The 15,485-nt window shown below is 56.3% G+C and carries 17 protein-coding genes and 1 other RNA gene; 12 read left to right on the top strand and 6 right to left on the bottom strand.

What is annotated here, in order from left to right; translation table 11 throughout:
- Positions 1–205 precede the first annotated feature (205 nt).
- Both ompC and ACT3RR_RS02020 read left to right on the top strand, forming a co-directional pair.
- Entirely contained in the window at positions 206–1,306 is a 1,101-nt protein-coding gene (gene ompC / locus ACT3RR_RS02025) for a porin OmpC (protein WP_185688226.1), read from the top strand.
- 196 nt (positions 1,307–1,502) lie between these two features.
- Positions 1,503–2,309: a 5'-nucleotidase, lipoprotein e(P4) family gene (locus ACT3RR_RS02020; RefSeq protein ID WP_496199633.1), complete on the top strand. Its 807-nt coding sequence runs from the start codon at positions 1,503–1,505 to the stop codon at positions 2,307–2,309.
- Positions 2,310–2,532: 223 nt separating this feature from the next.
- On the opposite strand, the gene ACT3RR_RS02015 is transcribed toward ACT3RR_RS02020, so the two are convergent.
- Together ACT3RR_RS02015 and ACT3RR_RS02010 are read right to left on the bottom strand one after the other, a co-directional pair.
- Positions 2,533–3,069, bottom strand: coding sequence for a GNAT family N-acetyltransferase (locus tag ACT3RR_RS02015; protein WP_353501452.1), 537 nt, complete (start codon positions 3,067–3,069; stop codon positions 2,533–2,535).
- Between the two features lie 31 nt (positions 3,070–3,100).
- Positions 3,101–3,670 carry a helix-turn-helix domain-containing protein gene (locus tag ACT3RR_RS02010; protein WP_353501451.1) on the bottom strand — a complete coding sequence of 190 codons (570 nt, stop codon included), beginning with the start codon at positions 3,668–3,670 and terminating at the stop codon, positions 3,101–3,103.
- Positions 3,671–3,813: 143 nt separating this feature from the next.
- On the opposite strand from ACT3RR_RS02010, the gene ACT3RR_RS02005 reads away from it, so the two are divergent.
- The 9 genes from ACT3RR_RS02005 to ACT3RR_RS01965 all read left to right on the top strand — a co-directional run bounded on the left by ACT3RR_RS02005 (position 3,814) and on the right by ACT3RR_RS01965 (position 10,615).
- Positions 3,814–3,895, top strand: a non-coding RNA gene (locus ACT3RR_RS02005) — RtT sRNA.
- Between the two features lie 282 nt (positions 3,896–4,177).
- Positions 4,178–4,957: a MerR family transcriptional regulator gene (locus ACT3RR_RS02000; RefSeq protein ID WP_496199632.1), complete on the top strand. Its 780-nt coding sequence runs from the start codon at positions 4,178–4,180 to the stop codon at positions 4,955–4,957.
- Positions 4,938–5,393 (top strand): nuclear transport factor 2 family protein, encoded by a 456-nt coding sequence (locus ACT3RR_RS01995; RefSeq protein ID WP_496199631.1) that lies wholly within the window; start codon positions 4,938–4,940, stop codon positions 5,391–5,393. The genes ACT3RR_RS02000 and ACT3RR_RS01995 overlap by 20 nt, the downstream gene beginning before the upstream one ends.
- On the top strand, positions 5,390–6,106 hold the full coding sequence (locus ACT3RR_RS01990) for an SDR family NAD(P)-dependent oxidoreductase (RefSeq protein ID WP_496199630.1): 717 nt from the start codon (positions 5,390–5,392) through the stop codon (positions 6,104–6,106). Before ACT3RR_RS01995 ends, ACT3RR_RS01990 begins: the two co-directional genes overlap by 4 nt.
- A 7-nt stretch (positions 6,107–6,113) precedes the next feature.
- Complete coding sequence (locus ACT3RR_RS01985; RefSeq protein ID WP_496199629.1) at positions 6,114–7,427, top strand: NAD(P)/FAD-dependent oxidoreductase; 1,314 nt, start codon at positions 6,114–6,116, stop codon at positions 7,425–7,427.
- On the top strand, positions 7,424–8,140 hold the full coding sequence (locus tag ACT3RR_RS01980; protein ID WP_496199628.1) for a DUF1365 domain-containing protein: 717 nt from the start codon (positions 7,424–7,426) through the stop codon (positions 8,138–8,140). Before ACT3RR_RS01985 ends, ACT3RR_RS01980 begins: the two co-directional genes overlap by 4 nt.
- Positions 8,141–8,143: 3 nt before the next feature.
- The gene (locus ACT3RR_RS01975) at positions 8,144–9,373 is read left to right on the top strand and encodes a class I SAM-dependent methyltransferase (RefSeq protein WP_496199627.1); all 1,230 of its coding nucleotides are present in this window, start codon (positions 8,144–8,146) and stop codon (positions 9,371–9,373) included.
- 168 nt (positions 9,374–9,541) lie between these two features.
- Positions 9,542–10,063 carry a chalcone isomerase family protein gene (locus tag ACT3RR_RS01970; RefSeq protein ID WP_396131932.1) on the top strand — a complete coding sequence of 174 codons (522 nt, stop codon included), beginning with the start codon at positions 9,542–9,544 and terminating at the stop codon, positions 10,061–10,063.
- A 15-nt stretch (positions 10,064–10,078) separates the two neighbouring features.
- Positions 10,079–10,615 (top strand): DUF3833 domain-containing protein, encoded by a 537-nt coding sequence (locus tag ACT3RR_RS01965; protein WP_496199626.1) that lies wholly within the window; start codon positions 10,079–10,081, stop codon positions 10,613–10,615.
- A gap of 648 nt (positions 10,616–11,263) precedes the next feature.
- Here the strand turns inward: ACT3RR_RS01965 and yedA are convergent.
- Positions 11,264–12,187, bottom strand: coding sequence for a drug/metabolite exporter YedA (gene yedA / locus ACT3RR_RS01960; RefSeq protein ID WP_496199625.1), 924 nt, complete (start codon positions 12,185–12,187; stop codon positions 11,264–11,266).
- Between the two features lie 224 nt (positions 12,188–12,411).
- On the opposite strand from yedA, the gene ACT3RR_RS01955 reads away from it, so the two are divergent.
- Positions 12,412–12,585, top strand: coding sequence for a YohO family small membrane protein (locus ACT3RR_RS01955; protein ID WP_185688239.1), 174 nt, complete (start codon positions 12,412–12,414; stop codon positions 12,583–12,585).
- Between the two features lie 40 nt (positions 12,586–12,625).
- On the opposite strand, the gene ACT3RR_RS01950 is transcribed toward ACT3RR_RS01955, so the two are convergent.
- Genes ACT3RR_RS01950 through ACT3RR_RS01940 form a run of 3 tightly spaced genes read right to left on the bottom strand, consistent with a single transcriptional unit; the run spans position 12,626 to position 15,482 of the window.
- Positions 12,626–13,378, bottom strand: coding sequence for an ABC transporter permease (locus tag ACT3RR_RS01950; protein WP_353501441.1), 753 nt, complete (start codon positions 13,376–13,378; stop codon positions 12,626–12,628).
- Positions 13,375–14,319 (bottom strand): ABC transporter ATP-binding protein, encoded by a 945-nt coding sequence (locus ACT3RR_RS01945; protein WP_353501440.1) that lies wholly within the window; start codon positions 14,317–14,319, stop codon positions 13,375–13,377. Before ACT3RR_RS01945 ends, ACT3RR_RS01950 begins: the two co-directional genes overlap by 4 nt.
- On the bottom strand, positions 14,316–15,482 hold the full coding sequence (locus ACT3RR_RS01940; protein WP_496199624.1) for an ABC transporter permease: 1,167 nt from the start codon (positions 15,480–15,482) through the stop codon (positions 14,316–14,318). The genes ACT3RR_RS01945 and ACT3RR_RS01940 overlap by 4 nt, the downstream gene beginning before the upstream one ends.
- Positions 15,483–15,485: the final 3 nt, after the last annotated feature.

Genomic DNA, 15,485 nt, shown 5'->3' with positions numbered 1-15,485 from the left:
AATCTAGGTGCATTTGTAAAACAAAAAGAAAGTTCATTTTTTTCTGTCATAAATCGATCACAAACATAAGGTAAAAAATCCTCGCTGTGAAAATTTCAGGCACACATTGAAAGCACAGTACATGAGATGACTCGCGTCCTTTAAATAAAACCCTTTTAGTCTCTTTTTATATCAATAGAGATAATGGGAAAGCAGGGTATATAAAATGAAACATAAGATTCTGGCATTATTAATTCCTGGTTTACTGATTGCATCCGGGGCACACGCAGCCGAAGTTTATAATAAAGACGGTAACAAACTGGACCTGTACGGAAAAGTTAAAGCCGAACATTATATTTCTGATAATGCCGGTGTTGATGGCGACCAGACTTATGTTCGTTTCGGTTTTAAAGGCCAGACACAAATTAACGATATTCTGACCGGTTATGGCCAGTGGGAATATCAAGTCGCTGCAAACCATTCAGAAGCTCAAGGCACCCAAGACACCAAAACGCGTCTGGGCTTTGCCGGTCTGAAATTCGCTCAATATGGCTCATTCGACTACGGCCGTAACTACGGCGCGCTGTACGATGTAGAAGCCTGGACCGATATGTTCCCAGAGTTCGGTGGCGACGGTTACACCAAGGCAGACCGCTTCCTGACAGGCCGTGCTAACGGCGTGGCAACCTACCGTAACCGCGGCTTCTTCGGCCTGGTTGATGGTCTGAACGTCGCCGTTCAGTACCAAGGTAAGAACGAAAACGACGGCCGCTCTCTGAACACGGCTAACGGCGACGGCTACGCGCTGTCTACCACTTACGCCTTCGGTGATTCAGGCGTGAGCGTCGGCGGTGCCTACTCTTCTTCTGACCGTACTTCAGCACAAACTGCGGTTCGTTACGGTAAAGGCGATAAAGCTGACGCGTGGACTGGCGGTCTGAAATATGACAATAACAGCGTTTATTTAGCAGCTATTTATGCTGAAACTCGCAACCTGTACGCTATTTCCGTACCGGGCAGCCTGGCTGGTACTCCTGCATCAGTGAGCGGCTTCGCAAATAAAACTCAGACCTTCGAAACCGTTGCGCAATATCAATTCGACTGGGGTCTGCGTCCATCATTGGGTTATGTTCAGACCAAAGCTAAGGATATTGAAGGCATTGGCGATGCAGATTTGGCGAAATATATCGACGTAGCGACCTATTATTATTTCAACAAAAACATGTCAGCCTTTGTTGATTATAAAATCAACCAGCTGAACGATAATAATACACTGAAACTGAACAACGACGATGTTGTTGCGTTAGGCCTGGTTTACCAGTTCTAACTTGTAGTAAGAAGTAACCTTCATCAAATAAGACCTCATTGTCATAAATTCTCTGTGAACACTTCGCCGGGCTCATCCCCCGGCTTTTTTATTGCCTGTCTCCCGTAACTGACTTTTCACTCTTCCTTAATCCTATGAATCTGCTACAGTTTTGGAGGATTTTCTTACTAATACTAAAAATCAAAGGTGATAGTGAATGAAAAAGATGACGCTGTGCGCCACCGCTGCGCTGGTTATGCTGGCTCTGACGGGCTGTGCGCCAAAAGCTGCCCAAGACCAACAGAAGCTGAACGACCAATCGGTGATGGCCCTCAACTGGTTCCAACAGTCTGGTGAATATCAGGCGCTGACTTATCAGGCTTTCAACGCAGCAACCGCCGCCTTTGACAATGCTAAGCCTTTGGATGGCAAGCCTAAAGCCGTGGTAGTCGATCTCGACGAAACCATGATTGATAACAGCGCCTACAGCGCGTGGCAGGTTAAAGCCAACAAGCCATTCGACAGCAAAACCTGGTCTGAATGGACCGCCGCCAAGCAGGCAACCGCCGTGCCGGGCGCGGTGAATTTCGCCAACTATGTTAACTCCCACGGCGGCACCATGTTCTATGTGTCAAACCGTAAAACCAGCGAATACGCCGCCACGCTGGAAAACCTGAACCGTCTGGGCTTCACCGGCGTGAACGAGAAAACCCTGTTACTGAGCAGCGACACTTCGAACAAACAGGCGCGTTTCGACTCCATCAAAGCCGCGGGTTATAACATCGTGATTTACGCCGGTGACAACCTGAACGACTTCGGTGCCGCGACCTATCACAAAGACAACACCCAGCGTCGCGCCTTCGTAAACCAGAACTACAAGCAGTTCGGCACCCAGTTCATCGTGTTGCCAAACCCACTGTACGGCGACTGGGAAAGCGGCCTGGCTGCGGAATACAACAAGCTGACGCCAGAACAGAAGCTGAAAGTGCGTGATACAAACTTGAAGGCGTGGAACGGGAAATAACCTTTTAGGTTTACCTTAAGGTCAAGTTCAAGGTCGTGGGCGTCGGCCCACACCGACCAAGGGAGGCGTAAACGCGCCTCCCTTGGAACCCTGCGTTTTTTCTTGCTGGTAGATCGAGGCTGCGCAGGGTTGGGATGGACGTGTTTCAGGCACCCTTGTTACAGCTGTGCCGTTTCAGTGGGCTTTTGGATTTAGGCTTGTTCTCTACCATTCGTTAATTCTTTCACCCCAATACCTTAAACATCACCGTGGTCGGCTCAAGTTGTCCTTGCGTTGACATTGCATACTGTGGGATCTGCCCCGCCACCTCATACCCTAACGAGCGATAAAGCCCCTCGGCGGCTCCGTCGGTGATGGTATCCAGCACCAGCAGTTGCTTACCCGCGCTGCGTGCCACTTCTTCAATCGCCACCATCAGCGAACGCGCAATCCCCAAACGACGGGCTGCGGGATGCACCATCAGCTTATTGATCTCTGCCCGATGTGCGCCATTGGCGGGTTGGCTCACCGCCAGTTGTACCGTGCCGACAATCCTGCCGTTCAGCCGGGCCACCAGCAGCCGACGCTCGCCGGAGATGAATGCCGGAATGAGTTTGTGCCAAAACGCCACAGCCTGCGGATGTGCGAACGGCGGAACAAAACCAATGCTCGCCCCCTGCTCTACCGCCAAATTCAGGGTTTCCGCCAATTGGTCGAGGTCCGTTTCACTCAACGCGCCATCAAACACTTCCGTCACTGCCACTTGGTGAATTTTCGACATACAGAGCTTCCTCCTCAGGATGGTTTAAAGGTTAAGGCCGGGAAATAGCGATCAGGTAATGGGCGTCATCAGGGCCGGGCACGTGGAAAGCCGAGGTGCCGAACAGCAGGAATCGCATGCTATCGCCCTTCTCCAGCCTGAACTGGCGCTGGTCGAGCGTCAGTTCCAGCACGCCCTCCAGCACCCAAATATGTTGCTCAAGGCCCGCCACCGGCGGCGAGTCATAGGAGATAGTGGCGCCAGCCTGCAACTTGCCGGTCATGAGTTCAACTCGATAGCCATGAGCCGGTGGCGACACAGAACGCCGCTCAAACCCGGTCGCCGTGTCGCGCCACACCGACTGCTGCCCGTGGCGAATCAGCTCCGGCGGGTTATCCTCCAACGCCATTAACAGCCGCGAAGTGGTCAAGCCATAAGCCGCGCTCAACTTACCCAACAGCGACGCCGTTGGGCTGGTCTCGCCCCGCTCGATGCGCGAGAGCGTCGCGCGGCTGATCCCCGTTTGCGCTGCCAGCACCTCCAGCGACCAGCCCTGATTCACCCTTAGCCAAGCCAATCGCTCCGCCAACCGCATATCATCATTTAGGTTTTCATCGTCCATCGCCACGCACCTTAAATTCTCAATATCGAGAACTTATTCCATATATGGGAGTTAAGCAATATGGATAAAGCAAAAATCCTCCCCTGAAACGGCACGGTTGAAAAGCCAGTAAGTCGCATTCAGAAGTGACGCCGAGGGAGTGGTTCGAGACCTGAGGCTCGAGCCGAGCGAAGCGAGACAGCGTTGCATAGCAACGACCCGAAGGGCGAGGCCAGAGGCCGAGTAAGCCCGAACTGAGGGAATCGCCTAAGCGACGGCACTTCGCGACGATCACTGGAGTTGCTGAAACATGTCCATTCCGACCCTGCGAAGCCTCGAACACGCAGCGATAAAAAGCGCGGGAGTCCAGAGGGCGCGCGCTTTCGCGCCTTCTGGGCCAGTTTGCGTGGCAACGCAAGGTTTTGTGTGGGCAGCCGCCCTCAACTTGTACAACAATAATAAACTTGTACAACTTTCCCCATAACGGCTAGAGTGAAGAGAAGAAGTACGAATATTCAGGAGGGATCTATGTCTCTGTACAGCATAGGGGAAGTGGCGCGTATCTGCGGTATCAACCCTGTCACGCTGCGGGCGTGGCAACGGCGCTACGGGCTGCTCAAGCCACAGCGCAGCGAAGGTGGTCATCGGTTGTTCGACGATAACGACATCGACACCATTCGCACCATTTTGTCTTGGATTAACCGCGGCGTGCCGGTCGGGCAAGTCAGAGCGCTGCTCGAAGGCACTGTCGCGCCGCTGCCGAGCGGCTGGGTTCAGTCGGAACAGCGCCTGCTCACCGCCTTGCAAGAGAGCAGCATGCATAAGGTGCGCCAACTGCTGGCCGAACTGGGCCGTGAATATCCGGCAATGGCGCTCATCAACAACGTCATTCGCCCATTGAGAAAACGCCTCGGCTCTGGCGGCCCTTCTCTGCACCTGCTGCGCCATTTGCTCGACGGCATGCTGATCGAGCATGCGGTAATGTGCCTCAACGCCGCGCGCAAAAAGCCCGGCGTGCGCGTAGTGCTGATGGGCTGGGGCGAGATGGACAGCACCGAACTGTGGCTCGAAGCCATTATTCGTAGCGAAGAAGGCGTGCAGATAGACCTGCTGCCGCAGCCGGTGGACGAGCCTTATCTGGAAAACCTGAACGTGCATCAGATTTTAATGTGGTCGGAAGGCCGCCTGACGCGCGTGCAGAAAAACAAGCTGGCGCAGTGGCATGCACAGGGGATCCCGGTGCAACTTCTCGGCAGCAGCGTGCTATTGAACGAGGCAGAAGAATCCCATGACACTGAAGGTCACTGAGTCTGAATCGGTACAGAAAACGCTAGCGCAGTTGGCGGAAGTTTATCGCCAGCTCGACCAAAGCTCGCTGCCCCAACTGGCGCAAATCTACCACCCGCAGGTGATATTTATTGACCCGGTGGGCCAGCACGACGGCATTGCCGCCCTCGAGGGCTACTTTCGCCAATTGCTAAAAAGCGTTAACGACTGCCGTTTCGATATTCAGCAAACCTTAGTGAGTGGCGATGAAGCCACGCTGGTGTGGTGTATGGCCTACTCTCATCCCTCGTTAAAAAAGGGTGAGACGCTCTATCTGGATGGCATTAGCCATTTAAAACTGGCTGAAGATCAGGTGATTTATCAGCGAGATTATTACGATTTGGGGGCCATGCTCTATGAGCACGTGCCACTTCTGGGGCGAGCCGTTAAGGCGCTGAAGGCGAGGTTAAAAGCATGAATCATGTTCTGATAACCGGTGCCAGTTCAGGCATTGGCAAACAACTTGCGCTGGACTACGCCGCCGACGGCTGGAAAGTCACCGCCTGCGGGCGCGACCCGCAAAAGCTGGAAGCCCTGACGCGCTTGCACAGCAACATCGAAACCCTGAGCTTTGATATGACCGATCTGGCGCTCACCCGTCAGGCGATGGCATGGGTGCAGGCCGATTTAGTGATTCTGAATGCCGGGACCTGCGAATATCTCGATAACGGGGTGGTGGATGCCGAAAGCGTGACGCGAGTTATTAACACCAATCTTATCGGCCCGGTTAACTGCCTGGATGCGATTTTGCCGGGCATGGCAGCGGGCAGCCGCGTGGCGCTGGTCGGCTCAACCGCCTCGCTGGTGCCCTTGCCTCGCGCCGAAGCCTATGGCGCGTCGAAAGCCGCACTGGCCTACTTCTCCCGCTCGCTGGCTTTGGATTTAGGGCCGCGCAATATTCACGTTTCCACTGTCTTGCCGGGCTTTGTGAAAACGCCGCTCACCGATCGCAATGATTTCCCAATGCCGATGATGATTACCGTTGAACAAGCTTCGGCCTATATCCGTAAAGGGCTGGCGAAAGGCGCGAGTGAAATTGCTTTTCCTCCCCGCCTGTCACTGCTGCTCAAAACTATCGCATTGCTGCCACTGGCGCTGCAAAAGCGCCTGACTCAACGACTGGTGAGGTAGAAAACCGATGAAAGTCGCCATTATCGGCAGCGGAATTTCCGGGCTTAGCTGCGCGTGGATGCTGTCCAAACAGTCCCAAAACTGTGATATCACCCTGTTTGAAGCCGCCGACACGCTGGGCGGGCACACCGCCACGGTGGACGTGTCTCTCGACGGGCGCGATTACGCCATTGATACCGGCTTTATCGTGTACAACACCCGCACCTATCCGAATTTCATCGCGCTGCTGCGCGAATTGGGCATTCAGGGCCAGCCAACTGAAATGAGCTTTTCGGTGCATAACCCGGCCAGCGGGCTGGAGTACAACGGCCACACTCTGAACACCCTGTTTGCCCAGCGGCGCAATCTGTTTAAGCCTAAGTTCTGGCGCTTCTTGCGGGAAATTCTGCGCTTCAACAAGCTGTGCAAAATGCGCCTGAATAACCCGGCCAATGATGAAGTGACACTCGGCGATTTGCTGGACCAAAACCAGTTTTCCGACTTTTTTGCCCTGCACTACATTCTGCCGATGGGCGCGGCGATCTGGTCATCGTCGCTGGACGACATGTCCAAATTCCCGCTGTCGCTGTTCTTGCGCTTCTTCGAGAATCACGGCCTGCTGGACGTCACCAACCGCCCGCAGTGGATGGTGGTGCCGGGCGGCTCGCGGGAATATGTCCGCCGCATGCAGCAAAAGTTACCCGCCAGCGTCGAGGTATTGACCTCCACGCCGGTTCACAGCGTGGTGCGCCACGGGGCGGGCGTCACCCTGCAAACCTCGCGCGGGGCAGAGCATTTTGATCAGGTGATTTTCGCCTGTCACGCCGACCAAACCCTGAGACTGCTGGGGGAAAATGCCACCGAGGATGAAAAAGACATTCTGGGCGCGCTGCCTTATCAGTCAAATGAGGTGATTCTGCACACTGACCGCCGCCATCTGCCGAAACAGCAACGCGCCTGGGCCAGTTGGAATTATCAATTGCCAGTTGAATTCCCGGACGCTAACACCCGCCGCGCCAGCGTCACCTACAACATGAACATTCTGCAAGGGCTGGACGCGCCGCACACCTTCTGCGTGTCGCTCAACCCGACGACGCCAGTAGACGAAAGCAAAATCCTGTTCCGCGCCCACTATATGCACCCGGTGCTGAACCTCGCTAGCCACTGCGCCCAGCTGCAACGCGGCTGGATTAACGGCCACCATCGCAGCTGGTTCTGCGGCGCGTATTGGTACAACGGCTTCCATGAAGATGGGGTCAACAGCGCCAAAGACGTGGTGGAAGAGATGCTGAAAACCCATCCTGCGCTGCTGCAACCTCGCGCCGAGCGGGCCGCATCATGAACAGCACCCTGTATGTTGGCAATGTGCGTCATCGGCGGTTTACGCCGGTCGATCACGCATTCAACTATGGGATCTTTATGCCGCTTATCGATCTCGATGAGCTGGATGAGTTACATCGGGCAGGGATTCGGCTGGAGAAGTTCTCCTCTGCGACCTTTAAGCGCAGCGACTATCTGGGCGGCGGCGACATCAAAACCAAAGCGCAGGAACGCATTGCCGAACTGACCAGTGAACGCCTGACTGGCCGCGTGATGCTGCTCTGCCAGCTGCGCTACTTCGGCCTGTACTTTAATCCGGTCAACTTTTATTACCTGTATGACCATCTGGGTGAACTGCGCTGGATGCTGGCCGAAGTGCGCAACACGCCGTGGAACGAGCGCCATACCTACGCCGTGCTACCCGATGGCAGCCAGCCCGTGGCGAAAGCCTTTCACGTTTCGCCTTTCAACCCGATGGACATGGTGTACCACTGGCGGCTAACCCCGCCGGGCAAGCAGTTGTTGGTGCATATTGAGAACCATCGCAAAACCCGGGAATTCGACGCCACCCTGACTCTCAGGGCGCAGCCGCTGACCCGACAAACTCTGCGTAAACAGCTATGGCAGTTGCCGCTGATGACGATGAAAACCGCCGTCACCATTTACTGGCAGGCCCTGAAACTGTGGCTGAAACGCGCCCCTATTTACGCTCACCCTCCTGCTGATAAGGACTGACCCATGAGCCATCCAGATATGCAGCTTGCCCGTGAGGGCGCAGACAGTCGTCGTAGTCGAGCGGCGCGGGGTTTGATCCTCAGCGTGCTGAAACAGCTACGCGGCGCGGGCCTGACTATTCAGGAGCCGGGCGGCCAGACGCTGTTCTTTGGCGAGGAGCACGCGCCCTTACAAGGGGTGATTGAAGTGCAACGGCTGCGCGCCTATCGCCGCGTTTTGCTCGGTGGCAGTATCGCGGCGGGTGAAAGCTTTATCGATGGCGACTGGACGACGCCCAACCTGACTGCCGTTTTGCAACTCTTGGCTGAGAACTTGGGTCTGGTGGATAAAATCGAAGCCCGCCTGAGTTGGTTAAGTACGCCGGTCAACGGCCTGATTCACCTGCTGCGCAGTAACAGCCGCAAGCAGGCGCGTAAGAACATTTCGGCCCATTACGACTTGGGGAATGAGTTCTACCAGGGCTTCCTTGATAGCCAAATGCTCTACTCGTCGGCGTGGTTTCAAGACCCGCAGATGACGCTGGAACAGGCGCAGCAGGCCAAAATGCGCCGCCTGTGTGAGCAATTACAGCTGCGTGCCGAAGACCATTTATTGGAGATCGGCACTGGCTGGGGGGCGATGGCCGAATTCGCCGCCCGCGAGTACGGCTGCCGGGTTACTACTACCACCATTTCCCGCGAGCAGTTCGATTTTGCGGTGAAACGCATTGAACAGGCCGGATTGAGCGACCGCGTCACCGTACTGTTCGAGGACTATCGCGCCCTGCGCGGGCAGTACGACAAGCTGGTTTCCATCGAAATGATCGAGGCCGTTGGCAAACGCTACCTGCCAACCTTCTTCAAACGCTGTAACGAGCTGCTGAAACCTCAGGGTCGCATGGCCTTGCAGGCCATCACCATCGCCGACCAGCGCTACAAGTATTACAGCCGCAACGTCGATTTTATCCAGCGCTACGTTTTCCCCGGCGGCTTCCTGCCGTCGATCACCGCCATGAGCGAGGCCATGACGCGCCACACCGGCTTAGTGGTTCGCGATCTGTTCGATATTGGCTCCGACTACGCCCGCACCCTGCACGAATGGCGCGAGCGGGTGGTCAATTATTGGAATGGCCAAACCGTCCCCGACAGCGACGATCGCTTCCGCCGCCTGTGGCTGTTTTATCTCTGCTACTGCGAGGCGGGGTTCAGGGCGAGGACCATTAGCACGGTACAGATGACGGTTGAGAGGCGATAATTATCTTTTTCGCTCCTCCCCCTGAAAAGGGGGAGGCTGGGAGGGGGTATTGCAGAAAACTCAGTGGCTTATGTGAGAAATACCCCACCCCAACCCTCCCCTAAATAGGGGAGGGAGCAGGACTGCTTTCAGTGTGGATTTGATTTTACTCCTCTCAAAGGATCACGCATGAAGCTGATTTTTGCCTGTTTACTGTCGCTGATGGCGTTCGCCGCGCAGGCCACGCCTGCATGGAGCTCATGGCCGGAGGTGGGTCACGCCACCCTGACCTGGGGGCCGTTTGACGTTTATCACTCGCAGCTGCGCACGCCGAATGGCCATTATCAGGCGGCGCAGTGGCCGCAGGCGCTGAGCATTGAATATCTGCGCAGCATAAGTCGGGAAGAGTTGGTAAAAGCGACGGGCGAGCAGTGGGAAAAACTCGGGTTATTGCCCAAGGCGCAGCACAACGGCTGGTCTGAACAGGTGGCAAAAACCTGGCCTGACGTCAGCGAAGGCAGCCAAATCACCTTTCTGGCGGATGCCGATGGCGGACAGTTTTACTATCGCGCCCCCGACAGCGTGTTGACCGAGCCTCTTGGCGAGCATTTCAGCGCAGATTTTCGCGACGCCTTTCTCGCCATTTGGTTGTCGCCCGCTACGCAATATCCCGATTTACGCAAAGACCTGATTGGCGACACCACGCCATAACCTTGAGGATTTATCATGCTCAGATTAAGCAATGCTCTGAAAGGATTGATGCTGCTCACCCTGATTTTTCTCGCCGGCTGTAGCGCCGATATCAAGGATTACCAGCAGTCCCAGCCCAAGCTGGATATCTTTAGCTATTTCCAGGGCGACAGCGTGGCTTACGGGATGGTGCAGGACTACACCAACAAGCAGACTCGGCGCTTTTCGGTGAAGATTCGCGGCGACGTGGTCGGCCCTACCCTGACATTGCATGAAGATTTCGTCTATGACGACGGCGAGAAGCAGACCCGCGTCTGGCATATCCGCAAACTGGACGATGGCAGCTACAGCGGCACCGCGGGCGATATCATCGGCACCGCCACCGGCCACGCGGCAGGCAACGCCTTCAACTGGAAATACGTCATGGATGTGAAAGCCAGCGGCAGCACCTATCGCCTGACCTTCGACGACTGGATTTTCCAGCAGGATGATAAGCATCTGTTTAATGTGACTTCACTGAAGAAATTCGGGGTGGAAGTGGCGAAGGTGACTCTATTTTTTGAGAAGAAATGATGAGTTGAGCGACTCATGTGCGCTTTCTTTTCAATTGCATCTTTAAGGTCAAGGTCGTGGGCGTCGGCCCACACCGTTTTTAAAGTCAAAACCGTGCGCTGCCGCCACACCGGCCTTGAGGGGCGCCTATCGCCGCGCCCCTCAAGACTCCCCGGCTCTTTACTGCGCGCTCCGCTCGTTGGGCGGACGTGTTTCAGGTACTTCAATTATCCACCGCAAAATGTCGCCGCTTAGGCGGTGCCTTCGCTTCAGGCTTCGAGCCTTTGGTCTCGAACCATTCGCTCAGCGCCATTTTTGAGCGCGGTTTTGAGGCATCTAAACCGAGCCGTTTCAGTTAGTTTTGCCTTGCTCCCTCCCAGCCTCCCACTGAAACGGCACGGTTGAAATGCCAGTAGGTCGCGTTCAGAAGTGACGCCGAATGAACGGTTCGAGACCAAAGGCTCGAAGCCTGAAATTCGGGAACCGCCTAAGCGGCGGCACTTCGCGACGATCACCGTGGCCGCTGAAACACGTCCATTCCAACCCTGCGCAGCCTCGATCTTCCAACAGCAAAGAACGTAGGATTCCAAAGGGTTTCGTTTAAAACCCTTTGGGCCAGTGTGGGCGGCGAGCCCACGGTTTTGAACTAGAATTTGAAGATTTAAAGACTCACCGGTTAGTCTTAACCTCCTGAATCACCGCCGGTTTCCTCCCAAACACAAACTTGCCAAGGGTCACCAACAGCACCGCGCACAAAATCACTACCAGCGCCACCCACTCTACTGGGGATAGCCATTCGCCGCCGAACCCGATGCCGATCAGTACGGCGACGATGGGGTTGACGTAGGCGTAGCTGGTGGCGATGGCCGGGCGGACGGTTTTCAGCAGGAACATATAGGCGCTAATGGCAATCATCGAGCCGAACACCATCAGGTAGCCGAGCGCCAGAAAACCACTCAGCGACGGCGTGGCAGCGAGCTTTTCGCCATTCAAATAGCTGGCGGCAAGCAGCACGACGCCCGCGACAATCATCTCGGCGGCACCGGCCATCAGGCCAGTTGGCAAGGTCAGGCGTGAACTCCATACCGAGCCAAAAGCCCAGCTGATGGAGGCGATCAAAATCAGTACCGCGCCCCAGGGATTTCCGCCGAGGCTGCTGCCGGTATTCAACAACACAATGCCAAACAGGCCGATGGCGACGCCGGTCCACTCCAGTCGGCTGTTCGGCATCCCCCACAGGCGGCTGAAACATAAAGTAAAAAGCGGCACGGTGGCGACCATCACGGCGGCAATGCCGGAGGGCACGTCCAAATGCTCGGCGACGGTCACCAGGCCATTGCCCACCGCCAGCAGCAGAATGCCGATGGCCCCCGCCGACAGCCACTGTTTCAGCGTCGGGAACTTATAGCCGCGCAGTAGCAAAAAGGTGAACATCACGCAGCCCGCGATGAAAAAGCGCAGGCCGGCCATCATCAGCGGCGGCCAGCTCTCTACGCCGATGCGAATGACAAAATAGGTCGAACCCCAGATAAAATACAACGCGAAAAGTGCACCGATTAAAGGCAGCAGGGAGCGAAAGGCTGTTCGGGTCATGGTAAGTACTTTTTTAGAATTAGTTAGAAGGCGAACAGTTAACGCTATTGCTCAGCAGAGCGGCAAGTAAATATGTGCTATTACGTCCAGATGTTACGAAAAAGTTTCTTTAGCACGCGGTTTGCACCGAAAACCTCTCCGCGAGGTAACAAGCGCATCAATAGACTGTTGCAGGTGGGGGCAAACGACTTATAATTCCGGGCAATTATTTAAGAGGTTCGCAAATGAATACGTTCGGCAAAAAATGTCTTATCGCCCTGTTCGGCCTGATGGCTATTGGCGCAATCGGCGGCGTGATGGTGGCAGGTTACGCAGTGGTGATTCAGGAAGATAAAGCGCCAGATACCAGCTCCGCTCCTTCCGTGGTTCCTGCACCAGCTACACAAAACGCGTCCTAAGACGCGTTTCGATTCAAAACTCCCCCGCTTTTCTGCCGCGCTATTCCTGCGGCGGAGTCACCTGCCAGCATTGCAGGCGACGGCTCCAGCGTTCGAAAGCCATATCCACAATGATCGCCAGCAAGGCGACAATGATCGCCCCCTGCAACACATAGGCCGTGTTAAACCCACTCAGGCCAATCACGATCGGTGAGCCGAGACTCTGGGTACCGACGCTTGAGGCAATCGCCGCGGTGCCGATATTGATGATCACCGAGGTGCGAATGCCGGAGACAATCACCGGCGCGGCCAGTGGGATCTCCACCTTGCGCAGAATTTGCCAGCGGCTCATGCCGACGCCCTGCGCGATTTCCCGCGCCGAGGCCGGAACCGACTCAATCCCGGCAATGGTCCCTTGCAGGATAGGCAGCAGCCCGTACAGCACCAGCGCGATAATCGCCGGTTTCTCGCTAAAGCCCATCACCGGCACCGCCACGGCTAATACTGCAACCGGCGGGAACGTCTGACCCATCGCCACAATGGTTTCCACCAGCGAGCGAAACTCCTTACCCGCGTGGCGCGTAACGCCAATCCCCGCCGCCACGCCAATCACCACGGCAATCAGGCTAGAGATGCCCACCAGCAGCAAGTGCGCACGCACCAGAGAGGCAAAGCTCTCTTGCAGATACACCGGGCGGTCTAGCGCTGGAAACATCCAGTGGAATAAGCCGCCGAGCGAGGTCATGCCGAACACCAGCGCGACCAGCAGCAGGATCACCCATGGCAGCGGATCTTTCAGCCAACGCAAGGTCATGCTTCACTCCTTTCGGCCACCAAATCGCCAAAGTGCAGCACGCCCAGCGGCTGCCCGGCGTCATCAATCACCGGCAGCTGCTCGACGTGGCGGGCGACAAAGACCGACAGCGCTTCACGCAGCGTCATGGAGGCGGCAATCGGCTCAAGGGAAGTTGGCAAGGTTTCGCCGCGACGGGTGCGCTCGCCCACCAGCCCTAAAGAGAGCAGCTTGATGCCCATGTCGCTGCGCCCGAAGAAGTCACGCACAAACGGCGTGGCGGGCTTGGTGAGCATTTCCAGCGGCGTGCCCTGCTGAATCACCTGCCCTTCATTGAGCAACACAATGCGGTCCGCCAGGCTCAGCGCTTCATCAATATCATGCGTCACCAGCACAATGGTGCGATTAGTAAGCTGATGAATTCGCGCCACTTCTTGCTGCAAAGTGGCGCGAGTGACTGGGTCAAGGGCGCCAAAAGGTTCGTCCATTAACAGCACTTCGGGGTCAGAGGCCAGTGCGCGAGCCACGCCCACGCGCTGCTGCTGGCCGCCAGAAAGCTGATGCGGATAGCGATGGCGGAACTGGTTTGGGTCGAGGTGCAGCAGCTCCATCAGCTCTGTCACGCGATCGCGAATTTTGGCCTTCGGCCATTTGAGCAGTTGCGGCACGGTGGCGATATTCTCTTCCACCGTCCAGTGCGGGAACAGGCCGATTGACTGGATGGCGTAACCCATGCGGCGGCGCAGATCCTGCGCGCGGAATTGACTGATAGGCTCCCCGGCAAAGGTGATCTGCCCCTGATCGTGCTCCACCAGACGGTTAATCATCTTCAGCGTCGTGGATTTGCCCGAGCCGGAGGTGCCAATCAGCACCGTAAACTCGCCCTTGGACATCTCCAGCGTCAGATCCCGAACCACCGCTTTTCCGGCGAAGTGTTTGCTTACCTGATTGAAATGAATCATCTGCGTGAGGTTTCCAACATTGAGACTAAAAATTTAAAGATGCCATCGACGATGACTGCCATTAGAACCACTGGGATCACCCCGAGCAGCACCAAGTCCAGTGCGCTGCTCAGCAGCCCCTGGAACATAATGGCGCCGAAGCCGCCTGCGCCAATCAGCGCGGCCACCACCGCCATGCCGACGGTTTGCACCGCGACGATACGAATACCGGTGAGGATCACCGGCAGCGCGATAGGAATTTGTACTTTGTAAAACACCTGTAGCCGGTTCATCCCCATGCCGCGTGCCGACTCAATCACGCCCGGAGAGACCGAATCCAACCCGGCAATCACGCTACGCACCAGCGGCAACAGCGAATAGAGCACCAGCGCGATAATCGCCGGGGCCAGCCCGATGCCGCTGATACCGTGCTCCGCCAGCCACGGCAGCGCCTTCGCCAGCCCGGCAAGGGGCGCCAGCAGCAGGCCAAACAGCGCAATCGAAGGCACCGTTTGAATGATGTTGAGCACCGAGAGGATCGGCGTCTGCCAGCGAGCCGAGCGATGGCAAATAATGCCCAGCGGCAGGCCGAGCAGAATGGCCGGAACCAGTGTGCCAAACAGAATACCGAGATGCTGCCACAGCGCGTCATTGAACACGTCGGAGCGATTGTCATACTCTTTGAGCAGCGACAGTTCGCTCAACTGGCCGGTGACAATCAGCGCAATCACCGGAATAACCACCTGCACGTTGAGCAGGATGCGCCACGTCGGGCTCTTGGTAATGCGGGAAATGGCATCAGAGGCGATAAGCAGAGAGAGCGCCGCGCTGGCCCAGAATGCCCCGCCGAGCGAGGTTCTCGCCACGCTATCTTCATCTCCGCCGGTCAGCGCAATAGCCGCGTGGCCGGTCAACGCCGTCAGGCCAAACAGCAAGATTTCCGCCAGCAGCATCACCACAATCATGTTGCGGCGCGAAGGGGTAAAGAAGGAGAGCAGCAGCAGGAGCAGCACCGGCAGCAGCAGCCACAGGCTCTGCCCGTCGAGCAGGCTGGCGAGGGAGATCCCTTTGCCAGACACCAGTCGGTTCGGGGCATGGCTCAGAAAGGCCAGGCCGCTTCCGGCGGCAACAATCAGAATAACCAGCGTCAGTAGTACGCGATTTTTAACGAAGTCCCGGGTCAAAAA

The organism is Ewingella sp. AOP8-B2-18 (assembly GCF_052376015.1).
Taxonomy (GTDB): Bacteria; Pseudomonadota; Gammaproteobacteria; order Enterobacterales; family Enterobacteriaceae; genus Ewingella; species Ewingella allii.
This window is presented reverse-complemented; position numbering and strand designations above follow the sequence as displayed.